General features: G+C 64.7%; 10 protein-coding genes and 1 pseudogene. 6 read left to right on the top strand and 5 right to left on the bottom strand.

Going from position 1 to position 14365, the window contains the following annotated elements:
- Positions 1–164: 164 nt before the first annotated feature.
- The 5 genes from CVN68_RS17190 to CVN68_RS17170 all read right to left on the bottom strand — a co-directional run bounded on the left by CVN68_RS17190 (position 165) and on the right by CVN68_RS17170 (position 6792).
- The gene (locus CVN68_RS17190; protein ID WP_100283282.1) at positions 165–2576 is read right to left on the bottom strand and encodes a TonB-dependent receptor; all 2412 of its coding nucleotides are present in this window, start codon (positions 2574–2576) and stop codon (positions 165–167) included.
- A 377-nt stretch (positions 2577–2953) separates the two neighbouring features.
- Complete coding sequence (locus CVN68_RS17185; protein ID WP_100283281.1) at positions 2954–4744, bottom strand: PD40 domain-containing protein; 1791 nt, start codon at positions 4742–4744, stop codon at positions 2954–2956.
- Positions 4745–4821: 77 nt separating this feature from the next.
- The gene (locus CVN68_RS17180) at positions 4822–5940 is read right to left on the bottom strand and encodes an amidohydrolase family protein (RefSeq protein ID WP_158298937.1); all 1119 of its coding nucleotides are present in this window, start codon (positions 5938–5940) and stop codon (positions 4822–4824) included.
- A gap of 73 nt (positions 5941–6013) precedes the next feature.
- Entirely contained in the window at positions 6014–6337 is a 324-nt protein-coding gene (locus CVN68_RS17175; RefSeq protein ID WP_100283279.1) for a hypothetical protein, read from the bottom strand.
- Positions 6338–6375: 38 nt separating this feature from the next.
- The gene (locus CVN68_RS17170) at positions 6376–6792 is read right to left on the bottom strand and encodes a hypothetical protein (protein ID WP_100283278.1); all 417 of its coding nucleotides are present in this window, start codon (positions 6790–6792) and stop codon (positions 6376–6378) included.
- Positions 6793–6922: 130 nt separating this feature from the next.
- Between CVN68_RS17170 and CVN68_RS17165 the strand changes: the two genes are divergently transcribed.
- From CVN68_RS17165 to CVN68_RS24220, 6 genes and pseudogenes are all read left to right on the top strand, one after another.
- Positions 6923–8959 (top strand): winged helix-turn-helix domain-containing protein, encoded by a 2037-nt coding sequence (locus CVN68_RS17165; protein WP_100283277.1) that lies wholly within the window; start codon positions 6923–6925, stop codon positions 8957–8959.
- 159 nt (positions 8960–9118) lie between these two features.
- Entirely contained in the window at positions 9119–10225 is a 1107-nt protein-coding gene (locus CVN68_RS17160) for a hypothetical protein (RefSeq protein ID WP_158298936.1), read from the top strand.
- The gene (locus CVN68_RS23400; protein WP_158298935.1) at positions 10222–10404 is read left to right on the top strand and encodes a YadA-like family protein; all 183 of its coding nucleotides are present in this window, start codon (positions 10222–10224) and stop codon (positions 10402–10404) included. The genes CVN68_RS17160 and CVN68_RS23400 overlap by 4 nt, the downstream gene beginning before the upstream one ends.
- 370 nt (positions 10405–10774) lie before the next feature.
- A pseudogene (locus CVN68_RS17155) lies at positions 10775–11085 on the top strand (DDE-type integrase/transposase/recombinase); the annotation flags it as partial.
- A gap of 464 nt (positions 11086–11549) precedes the next feature.
- On the top strand, positions 11550–14156 hold the full coding sequence (locus tag CVN68_RS17150; RefSeq protein WP_267893711.1) for a TonB-dependent receptor: 2607 nt from the start codon (positions 11550–11552) through the stop codon (positions 14154–14156).
- A complete protein-coding gene (locus CVN68_RS24220; protein ID WP_267893710.1) occupies positions 14096–14296 on the top strand; it encodes a TonB-dependent receptor in 201 nt (66 codons plus the stop codon). The genes CVN68_RS17150 and CVN68_RS24220 overlap by 61 nt, the downstream gene beginning before the upstream one ends.
- Positions 14297–14365: the final 69 nt, after the last annotated feature.

Below are 14365 nucleotides of genomic sequence, written 5' to 3'. Positions count from 1 at the left end.
CCCCAAGCGGCATGCGCATCGGATGCGCGGCGACGGAAATCACCTCGCGTTTCACCAGGCGCGAGGTCCGGCGCGAGGTCCAGCAGTTGATTAGCCTGCTGAAGCGGATACGCAGCTGAACATCGGCGCTCTTCTCCGCTTGGTAAGGGAGAAAAGAAGAAACTTCAGAAGCTGCTCGACAGCTGCACGAACCAGCTGCGCGGCCGCGCATAGATGCGCTCGGCATAACCGAGCGTTCCCAGCGATGCATTGCCCTGGATCAGATAGTGCTCGTCGAACAGATTGGCGATGCCCGCGGTGGCCTCGATGCCGTTGCCGAGCACCAGCGTGGCCGAAGCGTTGGCGACGAAATAGCCGTCCTCCTCGATCGAGCGGATGCTGCCGGTGATGAAGGTTTCCTTGGCGGTGTAGCTGCCGTCGAAGCGCGGGGTCAGCTTCATGCCGTTGCCCAGTTCGATCGCATAGGAAATCCCGACACTGCCCTGGAATTCGGGGGTGAACGGCAGATCGTCGCCCGGTGCGACGGTGGCAGTGGCGCCGGGAACCGGGGTGATGCTCTTGATCTTGTCGCGCAGATAGCTGCCGGCGGCATCGAAGGTCAGGCCCCAGGGCGAACGATAGCTCAGCTCCGCCTCGACGCCGCGCATCCGCGCTTCGCCGGCGTTGAACAAGAGCGGCACGACGCCCTGGCGGAAGATCAGCTGGATGTCCTGATATTCTGCCTGGAACGCCGCGAGGTTCAGCCGCACCCTGCCGAACTGGGTCTTGACGCCGACTTCGTAGCTGGTGACTTTTTCCTCATCGAACGGCACCGGCAGATTGCCCGCCGGCGCGGCATTGTAGCGCGTGTTGAACCCGCCCGATTTGAAGCTGCGCGCATAGGACGCATAGGTGCTGATCGCGTCGTTCCAGCGATATTGCAGGCTGGCTGAGCCAGTGAGCGCCGAGAAGGTTCGCGCGAAGGGTCGATTGAAGATGAACAGCGGCCCGCCCTGCGACGTCGCCAGCGTCGGCAGCGGGCTGGGATCGGGCAGCGTGGAGGGGAAGAGGTTGAACACCGTCCCCTGATACGTCTTGCGGTCCGTGGTATAGCGCAGGCCACCGCTGATCTCGAGCCCGGTCGCGGGCTTGACGCTGACTTCGCCGAACGCCGCCACCGAATCGGTCTTGAGCCGCGAGACCTGAAGATCGCGGCTGGTCGGCCCGCCTGCCAGGATCGAGCGGATCACCGGGGGCGAGGGCGGGAATGCCAGCGGCACCGTCGCGCGTTCGCGGGTGACCTCATTGAAATAATAGCCGCCGAGGATCGCGCTAACCGCGTTGAAATCGAGCTGGAGCTGGACTTCTTGGCTGAACTGCTGCGATTTGCCGCCGACATCGGTGGTGATCATCAGGAACGGCGTATTGTCGGCATCGCGGACGCCGCGCGATTCGGTCTCGCGATAGGCGCTGATCAGCTTGATCGACGCCTGTTCGGTGAGGTGGATGTTGGCAGTGGCGGCCGCGCCCCACACTTCGGAAGTGCTGAGCACCGGCGCGGTGCCGCCGTTGACATAATTACCGCGCGCCTGGAAGTCGTTGGCACAGCGGGCATCGTTGATCAGCGGCACGTTGGGCGCGCCGAAGCGCGGATTGCCCGGGGCGATCGGCGCGAACGGGATCGTCGCGCCGGGGCAGCCGGCGGCGACGCTGACGATCGCGGCAACGGGTGCCTGCTCGTTGATCTCGGCAAAGACGAACGGCGCGCCATGTTCGCGGCGCTTCGAATAATCGGCGCGGATGAACAGGTCGAAGGCGCTCGACGGCGCCCATTTGACGGCGGCGTTGAACGACTGGCTGTTGTCGTTCCCCAGATCGAGCCCGTCGAACGCACGGATCACATAGCCGTCGCGCTTGCGAAAGCCGCCGGAGATGCGGGCGGCAGCGGTGTCTCCGAGCGGGATGTTGAGCGCGGCAAAGCCTTCGTAGAGATTGTCGGTGCCGACACGGAAGCGCGCCTTGCCGCCAAACACGCCGAGTTCGGGCTGGCGCGTCCGCACCAGGATCGCGCCGCCGATGGTATTGCGCCCGAACAAAGTGCCCTGCGGTCCGCGCAGCACTTCGACTCCGTCGATGTCGCCGAAATCGATCGCGCCGCCGACCGCGCGGCCCAGATAGACTTCGTCGAGATAGATGCCGACCCCGGGATCGACTGCCGCAGTGGGATCGACCTGACCGACGCCGCGGATGAACACCACCGAGGACGCACTATTGCCCGAAAGCTGGCCCGCGGGCTTGAACTGGAGGCTCGGCGTGACGCGCTCGAGATCCTGGGTCTGGAGAATCTGCCGGGTCTCGAGCATTTCGGCGGTGAAGGCCGATACCGCGACCGGCGTGTCCTGCAGCCGCTCGGCGCGGCGCCGGGCAGTCACCAGGATTTCGCCGTACTGGGGATCCTGCTGATCGCTCTCTGCCGAAGGCTGCTGATCGGTCGCCGCAGTCTGCGCGATCGCGGGCGGAGCGACTGCGCAGAGACACGCCGCGATCGAGGCCAGGCTGCAAGCGGACAATACGTGACGAAGCGGCGATTCGATCATGTCTTCCTCCCCTGGCCTTCCGCGAGTTCGCCCCGCTGTGTCGGCCGGTGGATCATGGATCGCGCTTGGGGGGATGTCAATAAATGCTATGATACATAGCTAGACAGCCGCAAAGCTTGGTCGCGCTTTGCTGGTCGAGCCACCAGGTACGCTCGATCACATCAGTGCGGCTGACCAAGCGCGCTAGCCGGCCCAAACCCATCCTCGAGCGGGCCGAAACCGCCGGTCAGCGGTTTTCTGCTGACCGCTGAGGTAGATCCGCATGGCCTCACGGCGGGAACGCGCCGCACCACATTTGAGGATTCGCCCAGGCTCGGATGTTCAAGAGTGTCACAACGTGTATCAAAAACTTGCCCCCTCGATCTGCCTTCCGAATGTCAGTGACGTCGCGGCGCCGGTCCACCGAGCGGCCGCCAGGCGGGCGTTCCCTTCTCGAACGGATCGTCGGTCAACGCATGCGCGTCGCTGCCATCGGCCCGCATGACGTAGATCTCGCCATAAGGCTGGGGGTTCGCCGGATGCAGCAGTGCCTCGTCCTTGAACCCGCTCCTCGCGCTCGCGAAGGCGATCCACTTGCCATCGGGCGACCAGCTGTTGTGGGCATCGTTGCCGGGCGCGTTCGTCAGCCGCTGCAATCCCGAGCCGTCGGCATTGACCGTCCAGATCTCGTAGTCGCCGTCGATATCGGCGGTGAATGCGATCCTGTTCGACACCGGCGACCAGGACGGGAAATTATAATGTGCCGGGCCGCTCAGCAGCGTGCGGCGCGAGCCCGAGGCGGCATTGACGATTTCGAGCCCGTTCCCGCCGGCTCCCGCCTTGCGGAAGACGATCTGGCTGCCATCGGGCGACCAGCTCGGGAACCCGTAATTGCCCGCGCCATCGGTGAGCACCTTGAGGTCGCCGCCTTCGCGGTTGATCGTCGCGATGTCCGCCCGGGCGGGACCCTTCAGGTTCTGGAAGAACTGACCGAGGCCGAAGGCGATATGCGTACCGTCGCGTGACAATTCAGGGGCAAGCGCGCTTCGTTCGGCCTCGCCGAAGACACGCTTTGCACCGGAGCCGTCCGCCGCCATCGTCAGGATGCTGTTGTGCAGGATGCCCGCGGTCTGATCGTTGCTCACCCTGTGGTCGCCATCGGGTGTGTAGGACGGGAAAATGCCCGTTCGAATGATCCTGAAGCGCGGGTCGAGCGAGGTCCAGGCGCGGTGCGGCGGCCAGGTGCTCTCGACGTCGCGGTGGAAGATCACCTTCCGGCCGTCCGGCGACCAGGCCGGGTTGCTGAAGGCGCCGCGCGCGCCGGGCGATCCGGCCGCGCGCTCGACGCCACCCTCGGGGCCTCCCGACACATAAGCGATCGATTGCTCGCCGAGCCAGCGCGGTGACCATTTCTCGCCGTCGCCGGTCGTCAGGACGGTCCGTTGCCCCGTCGCCAGTTCCAGCGTCTCGATTTGCGTGGTTCCCCGCAGGCGCCGTGCGGCCGTTACCTTGGCCACCTCGCCGATCGGCGCGGTGTAGAAAGCGAGCCGCGTGCCGTCGGGCGACCAGGAGGGACTTCCGGCAAAAGCATCGTCCACCGACACCCGCCGCAGGCCGCTTCCGTCGGGCCGCACGATGTGGATTTCGGTGGAATGGCGGATGGTGAAATCGCGTGCGGGAAGCCTCGGCTTGCGCGATTCGCGGTCGGACGAGAAGGCGATCCACTTCCCGTCCGGCGACCAGGAGGGGCGGAAATCACCTCCGGGTGCCCGGGTGAGATTTTTGACCCGTCGTGTCCGCATGTCGAGCAGCCAGATGTCGGCGTTTCCGCTCCGGCTCGATACGAATGCCAGCGTGCTTCCGTCCGGGGAGAGCGCGGCCTGGTCGTCATAGGCACGGTGGCTGACGAGCGCCTCCAGCCCCGAGCCGTCGAGCCGCGCGCGATAGATGTCGTACGAACCCGCGCGGCGCGAAGCGAAGACGATCCACCTGCCGTCAGCCGAAAAGCTGGCATTCGCATCAGCTTCGGGGTGTGCGAGGAAAGGGCGGGCATTGCCGCCATCGGCGTCGGCGATGAAGATATCAGCATTGAGCGGCGCGAAGCTGGCGAAGGCGATCTCATACTCGGCGGTTTGGCTGGTGGCTGAACCGGCGAGGGCGAGTAACAAGGTCGGGACAGCCATCAGCAAGGCGTATCGACTTAAACTCACAGTGGCTCTCCTCAATCAAAGGGTTCGACGCTGTCGGGACGCGGAACCCGGATGCCTCATTTCAACCTGAAAAGACGTTCGGCATTACGATGGAAGATGCTGGCACGCTGCGCGCCGGTCAGGCTCACCCCTTCAATGAATGCAACCGCATCATGGGAGCTTTCATACGGATAATCGACTGCCCACATCACGTTCTCGTTTCCTGCGGACTTGAGCACCAGGTCGAGCAGGTCGGGGGATTCGAATCCGCTTGTCGTCACGGCGAAATTGCGGCGGAAATATTCGCTCGGCGCCAGCGCAAGCGGCTTCATCCGCCCGTCTCTGGCTCGGCGTGCCGCCATATGGTCGAGGCGCCACATCCAGAATGGCAGCGCCTCGCCCATGTGACCGAGGACGATACGCAGGCGCGGATAGCGATCGAACACGCCGCTGAGTATCAGCCGCACGGCGTGCGTTCCGGCCTCGACGCCGAAGCCCCAGATCGATCCGCCCATGCTATAGTCGCGGAAAGGCGCCGCCATCCCGTTCGACGGCGCGCGCGGGTGCAGATAGATCGGCCGGTCGAGCGCCTGCGCCGCTTCGAGAATCGGCGCGAAGCGCGGGTCATCCAGATACAGATCCCCGGTGTGCGAATTGACGATGAAGCCGTTCAGCCCGAGCCTGTTCACCGCGCGCTCCATTTCCAGCGTGGCGCGAATCGGATCGTGCGGGGCGAAGCAGGCCAGTCCGGCGAAGCGCCGGGGATGGCGCGAGATCGCCGCCGCGAGATGATCGTTGGTGGCGATGGCGAACGCACTTGCCGCAGCCGGCTCGAACATCTGCACGCCAGGGATCGTGACGGAGAGGACCTGCACGTCGACCCCCGCCTGATCCATGTCGGCGAGGCGCTCGCCGTCGAGATCGAGCAATTGGCGGCGAAACCGGTCCTGGTTCGAACCCGGGCGCGGATTGTCGAAGATCGAGAGAATGCCGGTCGGCACATCAAGGCTCGCTTTTGGATCTGTACGTGCAATCTCCAGCCATGCTTTGGCGAGGGCGGGCGTCGCAAACGCTTCTTCCGTGGCGATCTTGCGGATCGGCACCGTGTTGGGCCGGCCGCGCGCAGAGACGACCGGGCCGGTCATCGCGAGGCCGGCAGTCGTTCCGCCCAGAAAACCGCGACGCGTGGTGCGCATGGTTGGTCTCCCCAATCTGAATGTCATACCGAGCCTGACTGCCGCCTTGCGACGCGCGCACGCAGCGCGGCATTCAAGGCCGCCGTTCGCGCAATCTGCGTCGACGCCCGCGGATCTGCTCGATCAGGTCGCCGAGCTGCGTCAACACCGCCATCGGGCCGCACAGGAACCCGATGGCGTAGATCGTGACCGCGGCCCAGAAGAACCCCGGTTCCTGCTCGAGCGTGACCCAGCGCCCGCCCCACCGCCGCGGCATGAAGGTCGAATGCGTAGCCCAGGCCAGCCAGAGAAGGCGGCCGCACATGACGAACGCGGCACTGCACGCGACAATCCAGAAGACCAGTGCCCCTGTCTTGCGCAGTCGCCGCCTTGCGCCCTTGTCGATACCGATGCCCATAGATCCTGCTCTCCTGCCTCATGCGCTGGTGATGCCGCTCAGCATCTGATTCGCTGTTTCAGGACCCAGAGCTGTTGCGCATCGGGTGTGGCGAGCGCGAAGTAGCTGCCTTCGACATGGCCATCGGGGCGGATATGGCCGCGATAGGCGCTGCTGCGGCCATTCGACCATCGCACGCGGAAGCTGAGATTGCGGCCATGGATTCGACCATCGTGCAGCATGCCTCTGGCCGCCGTCGGCGTCGTGACGCTCCCGGAGAAATATGTGTCTATCTGGGCGATTTCGACCCGGGCGAAAGTGCCGTCGGCATGGGTGACCTGCCACAAGACGCCCAGCCGGCAGGGCGTAGTCTCACGCACCGGCGTCGCGACGGACGGGCTCGACGCGAGGCCGGCCGAAAGGGCGAGCGTAGCCGTCAGCCGGCGATGTCGCGCGGTGTAATGATGGTTTCGCATACAAGTCCCTATCCTGCGATGGCCGGATGATCTCGCTGCGTCCGGCCTATCGGGCGGTGGCTTTGGTCAAAAAGGACCCGGGCCTGACTTGAGGCTGACTTTTGGCTGATTTCTGGGGTAAGAGGCGCCCGTGAAGACGACTTTGGCCAACGAGCCCGAGCTTGCGCTGGGGGCCGGTACGCTTCGGCCGCCGACATGCGAGTTCACTTGGTCAGGCGGCACCGGGACGCTCGAACCGCAAGTGGTCCAGGTGCTGCTCGTGCTGGCCCGTAGCGAGGGTCGGGTGGTCTCGCGCGATGCGCTGGTCGAGCAATGCTGGGACGGCAGGGCCGTCAGCGAAGATGCGATCAACCGCGTCATCTCGCGCATTCGCCGCCTGTCCGAACGGACCGGCGCGTTCGGCCTCACCACGATCCGTTCGGTCGGCTATCGAATCGATCCCCCGCAAGGCGCGACCGCGCCAGTGCCGTCCGAGCCGCGGCTGGACGCATCGCCCGGTCCGGCCATTCCCGAGCCCGAAGCGCCCCCGCGGCGAACCTGGCGGATCATCGGGGCGCTGGCCGTTGCGGGATTGGTCGTATCGGGCGTTGGGATCACCGTTTGGCCGGGCGCCAAGGGCACCGATGCCGCGCCCGTCGCGCGCGCCGCAGGGTACACGATCGCCGTCTTGCCCTCGGCGCCGAACGAGCCGCATTCCGAGGCGCTGGGCCATCTTGCCGAACGGCTGCGCCTTGCAGTGTCGCGGATGAGCGGCATGCGCGTCGTCGACACCGCGGTGATCGGCGAGCCGGGCAAGCGTTCGGCGACCGACCTGGTGCTCAGCGGCGGCGTCGCTACCGCGGCCGGCCGGGAGACGATCACCCTCAGCCTCAACGACGGCCGGACTGGTGTGCGGGTATGGGGTGCGACCTTCGACTCCCGCAGCGCGCCGGGGCTTGTTGCAGAGGAGCGGGCGATTTCCTCCGCGACACGCTATCTCGCGCTCTGGCTGGGCGACCGCCGCGCCGGCCTTCCGGCGGCGCGCGAGCCCGAGGATCCGGACGTCCTCACGCTGGTTGGGGGCGCCGACAGGAAATATGCGCAGGCAAGCGAGGCGCGCGAGCTGGGCGACTGGCCGACCTCGAAACGGCTCAGCATGGACGCACGCGCCCTGAGCGACGAGGCGCTGGCGATGGATCCGGCCTCGGTCGCCGCATTGATGCTGCGCTATCGCGTTTCGATCACACCGCGTCATCCGCGCGAAGGAGAGGATTTCGCCGCGTTTCGAGCGCGCCAGGCCCGCGCGACCGAAGCGGTCAACAAGGCGCTGGCAATCAACCCCGACGATCCCGAGGTGCTGATCGCCGCCGCCGCACAATTCGAGAGCGCGCGACACTGGGACGATTCGCGACGACTGCTCGACCGGGCGGTCGCGCTCGCGCCCAATTCAGCCGATGCCAATACCTGGTATGCTTATGCCGTGGGCGTGACCGGAAAATGCGATGAGGGACTGCGCCACGCGCAGATTGCCGCCGCGCTCGAACCCGAGCGGACATGGCGACGGCTTGCGGTGCCGCGACTGCTGCAATGCGCGGGTCGCTCGGCCGAGGCGGTCAAGACCTATCTCTCGCTGATCCGCCGCGATCGCACGCATGTGTTCGTGCTCGGCGATCTCAACCTCATCCTGCTCGGCAATCGCAGTGCGTCCGAACTCCGCGCTGTTTCGAAGCACATTCGCGAGCGCGTCTGGGCGGGTAAGCCAATCCCGCCGGTCGCCGTGCGGCTCGACCGATTCGATGCGGCGGCCGAGGCGATCGAGGGGCGGCCGGCGCGCTACCTGGCAATGATCCGCAAGGACGAGCGGGAGGTGCGGAGCAGCGCACCCGCGCGCGCGGGCTTCACGCGCACCTTGCCCGATGCGCTGTTCGTGCTCGCCTTCGAATATGCGCATGCCGGCGCGACCCAAGATGCGATCCGGTGCCTGCAGGAAGCCGTGAAGGGCGGCTCGCTATATTTGCCTTGGGCCCTGCCTTACGGCGCGTTCGAATTTCCGGGCGCGGTTCGGCGGGACCCGCGCTATTTCGCGCTCTGGCGCTCCACCCCCGAACTGAGTTCGCTGATGGAGGAGCGTCGACGCGCGGTCACAGAACGGCCACCAGCATCGGCAAGGCAGGCGGCAGGCAAATAATATAGGCCCCTGCGCGGGCCGGCGACCCAGTAACCCCCGAGAAATCAGGAAAAGATCAGCTTCAAGTCAGGCTGGCGTCCTTTCTGGAGGAGGCCCTTCCCAATAGGTCAGGCCGCGTGCCGCACGTGGCGCGGAGTGACCTTTCCGAGGGGATTCATCATGACCAATATGCGCTTTTGCCGACGCTCCAAAGGCGCCTGCCTTGCGTTAATCGCACCTTCCGCGTTCGTTACCCTGCTTTGCACCTCAGGCCCCGCCTTCGCGCAGGTGACGATCGGAGGCGAAGGGGCGGGGGAAATCTCTGCCGTCTGTTCGGCGGACGGCATGCTTGCCGTGACCATCAACAGCGACGATTGTGGTGGCGGGCTGAATTTCTATCCTCCAACCGGGCTGCGCATAGGCTCGACCACGACCGGAACGACGTTCGCGCTCAATGGCACCGCGACTTTCAACGCCGCCACGACGACATTCAACGGGAGGGTCGTCAGCGCCAATATCGCCAATGGCGGCCTGGTCTCCACCGGCCGGCTCGAAGTAGCTGGCGCCACCACGCTCAACACCTTGTCGGTGGCAAATCGCACGACGATGAGCGTGGCGCAGATAGGCACGCTATCGGTGACCAACGGCACTGACCTTGGCGCGCTGGAAGTGACCAACAACACGTTGATGCGCGGCACTCTGAGGGTCAACCAGCAAGCAACGCTCAACGGCGGCGCTGCCATTCTGGGCACTACCAACGTTCAGACCCTGGAGGTTGCCGCCGGACTGGCGGTCGCCCCGGGCGCGACGGTCGAAATGGGTGGCAATCGCATACAGAATGTGGGTTCGCCCACAACGGGCACCGACGCAGCGAACAAGACCTATGTCGATGTGATGGTTGCGAGCGTCGCGACGGACGTGACGACGCTGAACGACCAGGTCAACCGCCAGGAGGCGCGCATCGCCGAGGTCGTGGACACCAACGCGGCGCAGGACGCGCGGCTCGGCGTAGCGGAGACTGAGAACGGCACTCAGAACACCCGACTGGCATCTATCGAGACGAAAGACATCAGCCAGGATGTGCGGATGACATCGATCGAGGCGAAGGATGTCAGCCAGGATTCGCGGATGACCGCGATCGAGGCCGTTAACACCATGCAGTCGGGCCAGATCAGCACATTGCGGGATGATGTCGGCGGGTTGCAGACCTCGGTCAACGGGCTGCGCCGGAACATCCGGGAAGCAAATGGCGGCATCGCGGCCGCGGTAGCGCTGGGGGCACGATGATCGTACCGGACAGCGCCGTTTCCATGTCGTTCAATCTGGCCACATATCGCGGCCAGCAAGGCTTTTCGGGCTCCGTCGTCGGGCGGATTTCACCGAAAATCTACGTGAACGCCGGAGTCGGGGGATCAACCGTGCGCCGATCAACTGCCGGGCGCATAGGCATCAGCTTCGGACTGTAATCTCCCCGAAGGAAATTCGATACCAAAGCAGATGAAGCTCGCAAAGTCCGCGCCGAGGCGTCGTGATCGCGTTTTTCCGGGGAAAGCAGGTCTCGGTGCTCCCCTCTGTTGTGTCCAGGATTGACCCTGAGCGTCGATGGGGCTTGCGCATTCGTTCGCTCGGAGCCCGGACCGCATCCACCGACGCGGGACATTCAACCTCCCCCGCGTTCCAGGAAGAATGGACGACAGGCTTTTGTGAAGTGCGCGAGCCCTCTCCTCTGGTCGGCAACAAGTGAGCGCTTTACTGACTGGCGGTCCAGGCGCGGCCACCCGGAACGCGGCCATATTTCACGTATCCGTCCAGCGCGTAGACCGTGTAAGTCTGTCTTCCGGCATCAGGGAAAGCGGACGGGAGTATGTGCAGGTCGCGATCGACGATGCCTCACGCATCGCCTGCGCCAACATCCTGCCCGATGAGAAAGCGAGCAGCGCCGCCGCAGCGCTCCGCCATGCAGTGGCCTATTATCAAAGCCTCGGCGTCACCGTAGCGCGCATCATGACCGACAACGGCGGCTGCTACCTCTCGGAGGCCTTTCGCCTCGCCTGTCGCGACCTCGCCCTCAAGCACATCCGCACCAAACCCATACGCCCCGCACGAACGGCAAGGCAGAGCGCTTCATCCAGACCGCGCTGCGCGAGTGAGCCCACGGGAGGATCTCTAAATACGGATCCGCGAACAGCGCTGCTTCGCGCCCCTGGTTTTCGTGCCGGCTGAAAGTCAAGATAATCCGAGTCTCGTAACAGGCGCGTCACAACTCTTCCCCACCGGGCTCGGCGGGGGCGAATAACGCCCGGGGGAGCGCAATGGTTTGGATCACGGCTATTCGCCGGTGTTTGCCGATGCAACACGCCGATTGGCGCGGAAAAGATTTCGCACAAGTCATCCTGACGCAGCGATGCCAGCGGGGGCAGCAGGAACTTTGACAAGTCCGCCTGTAGCCGAATCAGCGCGCTGAAGGTCACCGAGCGCGCACGCTGCTCGCGCAACTCAATTCTACGACAGACCCGTCCTCTCGCGGCCCGCGGTTCGGGGGGACGAATTTGCTCGCCCCGGCGCTCGAGCCGGCGAGCCGCCACTCAGAAGAGACACAGGAGAATTCGAAATGAACCGGAAGTTCAGGAACCTCGACCGCACGACACCGCTCCTTCTCGGAGCCGCTCTCGTCGCACTCACCGCTGCCCCCGTCGCCGCCCAGACCGCGTCGGTGCCACCGGCGGACGAGGCGGGCGCAGATGAGGATATCGTGGTTACCGGCTACAGCCGCAGCCTCCAGGAGGCGATCGACATCAAACGCGACACGATCGGCTTCTCGGACTCGATCGTCGCCACCGACATTGCCGATTTCCCCGAGCAGAATCTGTCCGAAGCGCTCCAGCGCGTCCCTGGCGTGACGATCGAGCGTGACAAGGGTCTCGGCACGCGCGTCAATGTCCGCGGCCTGCCGAGCGAGTTCACCTTTGTGTCGATCAACAAGCTGGCGACCGCGTCCGGTTCGGGCGGCCGCGACGTCGAGTTCGACATTTTCGCTTCCGAACTGATCCAGTCGGTCACCGTGCAGAAGTCCCCGACCGCGGCGGACGAGGAAGGCGGCATCGCCGGCTCGGTCTCGATCCGCACTGCGCGCCCGTTCGACACGCCCGGCCTGCGCCTCGTTGGCAGCGCGGAAGGCGCGTACAATTCGATCTCCGAGAAGATCGACCCGAACTTCTCCTTCCTCGCCAGCAACACCTTCGGCGACTTTGGCGTGCTGGTCTCGGTGGCCAAGCAGCAGCGCACCAACCGCACCGATTCGAACTCGGGGATCAACTTCCGCCCGATCTCGCGCTGGACCGACCGCACCGGCGCCAACCGGAACCAGGCGATCGCAGTGCTGCAGCGCGATGCCGGCGTGACCTTCACCAACGACCTCAAGAACAGAATCGTCTTCCTCGATAAGGTCGGCGACCGCGTCTATCAGAACGATCAGGATCGGCTCGGCCTTTCCGGCTCGATCCAGTACAAGCCGAGCGAGAGCTTCAGCCTCGCCTTCGACGCGTTCGTCGGCTCCTACGACACGGTCGAGGACGAATATGATGCGGCGGGCTATTCGGCGTCGAGCAATTCGACGCTCGAGACGATCCACGACTTCGACGCCACCACGCTGGCGGACGACGGCATCATCGTGCTGCGCGACGTCTCCTACACCAACACCCAGCACGAATTCCTGAGCAAGGAATATGTCAACGAGACCGACTATCGCCAGTTCGGCAGCGAGATGAACTGGGAGACCGGCAACTGGAAGATCAACGCGCTGGGTGGCTATTCGGGCGCGCGGAAGACGCTGGACTTCGCCAACCTCAAGCACGTCGCCTACGCGCCGTCGCGCACCCGGTATACCGAGAATGGCGGCGAGACGATCCCGAGCGCCAATCCGCGCACGATCGACATGTATAATGCGCCGTCCTCCTATCTGTTCGAGGCGTATGAGACGACGCGCGAGCGCATCAAGGACGACAAATACGCAGCCCAGCTCGATGTCAGCTACCAGTTCGACACGTCTGCGTTGAAGCGACTCAACTTCGGCGGGCGCTACACCCGCAAGACCAACGAGCGCGAATATGGCGAAGAGAAGATCCAGGGTCCGACGCGCGGCAGCACGGCTTATATCAACCGCCGTACGCTCGCCGACAGCCCGCTCGAGAAGGTGACCGACATCGTCGGCGGCAAAGCCTATCAGGCGCGGGACCTCGACTGGGCGCAGATCTCGAACGAATATGCCCGCGACTTCTTCCGGCCTGCCGGCTTCGTCACGCCATTCGGCGATGCCAATTATTACAAGGTCAAGGAAGAGACGCTCGCCGGCTATGCAATGGTCGATTTCGAATTCGACGTGTCGGTGCCGCTGTTCGTCAATCTCGGCGGTCGCTACCTGCGCACCGCGATCCGTTCGGAGGGCTTCCACCAGATCCAGAACCCGAATGGCACCACCGGCCTCACCCCGGCGCCCGTGTCTAGCGAGGGCCGCTACGACAAATTCCTGCCCTCGTTCAATGCGCATGCCGAGCTGACCGACAGCCTTTACCTGCGCGCCGCCGCGTCGCAGACGCTGATCCGGCCCGCGCTGACCGACCTCGCCTACAAGCGCACGGCGAGCTGGAACGACTTCCGCTTCACCGACGGAAACCCCAATCTCAAGCCGACCTATGCCGACCAATGGGAAGTCGGCGTCGAGAAGTATCTCGGCCGCGGCGGCATCCTGGCGGCGTCGTATTTCTGGAAGAAGATCAAGGGCGTGGTACAGAACGAGCTGACGGGCACCGTCCCCGACGTCACCAAATACAACGCCAACGGCACGATCGACGGCGTCTACGACTTCGACGTCTACCAGCCGGTCAATGCCGAGGGTTCGTACACGGTGAGCGGCGTCGAGCTCAACGCAGTGGTGCCGTTCGGGATGTTCGCCGACTGGCTCGACGGCTTCGGCGTCAATGCCAACGTCACCTTCCTCGACAGTTCACTGACCGGCGAATCCGACCTCGACATCGCGACCTCGCCGATCGGGCTGGCCGACAACACCTACAACGCCACCATTTTCTACGACAAGGGTCCGCTCTCGCTGCGCGTGTCGTACAACCGCAAGGGGCTTATGTGGAGCGAATCGAGCGCAACATGTATCCGGTGTACCGCGATGCCTATGGCCAGTTCGACGTCTCGGCGAGTTACCAGTTGACGCCGAACTTCCGCGTTGAGCTGCAGGGCATCAATGTCGGGAACGAGAAGACCACGGGCTACACCATGGATCCGTCCTTCCCGACGACCTACGAATTCTCGGGAAGCCGGATCAGCCTGGGCGTCCGCGCGCAGTTCTGAACCGTTGCGGGCTCTCGCCGCAGTATGGCGACGAGGGCCCGCACGATTAGCTCCACTTAGGAAAGCATC

Source organism: Sphingomonas psychrotolerans, assembly GCF_002796605.1.
Lineage (GTDB): Bacteria > Pseudomonadota > Alphaproteobacteria > Sphingomonadales > Sphingomonadaceae > Sphingomonas > Sphingomonas psychrotolerans.
The sequence above is the reverse complement of the archived record's forward strand: the minus strand, read 5'-3'. Positions and strand labels throughout refer to the sequence as shown.

Bases quoted from the DNA above. Each gene is read 5' to 3' on its own strand.
- CVN68_RS17180 (WP_158298937.1), bottom strand. From the start codon at position 5,940: ATGCGCACCACGCGTCGCGGTTTTCTGGGCGGAACGACTGCCGGCCTC.
- CVN68_RS24220 (WP_267893710.1), top strand. From the start codon at position 14,096: ATGTATCCGGTGTACCGCGATGCCTATGGCCAGTTCGACGTCTCGGCG.
- CVN68_RS17150 (WP_267893711.1), top strand. From the start codon at position 11,550: ATGAACCGGAAGTTCAGGAACCTCGACCGCACGACACCGCTCCTTCTC.
- CVN68_RS23400 (WP_158298935.1), top strand. From the start codon at position 10,222: ATGATCGTACCGGACAGCGCCGTTTCCATGTCGTTCAATCTGGCCACA.
- CVN68_RS17190 (WP_100283282.1), bottom strand. From the start codon at position 2,576: ATGATCGAATCGCCGCTTCGTCACGTATTGTCCGCTTGCAGCCTGGCC.
- CVN68_RS17170 (WP_100283278.1), bottom strand. From the start codon at position 6,792: ATGCGAAACCATCATTACACCGCGCGACATCGCCGGCTGACGGCTACG.
- CVN68_RS17160 (WP_158298936.1), top strand. From the start codon at position 9,119: ATGACCAATATGCGCTTTTGCCGACGCTCCAAAGGCGCCTGCCTTGCG.
- CVN68_RS17175 (WP_100283279.1), bottom strand. From the start codon at position 6,337: ATGGGCATCGGTATCGACAAGGGCGCAAGGCGGCGACTGCGCAAGACA.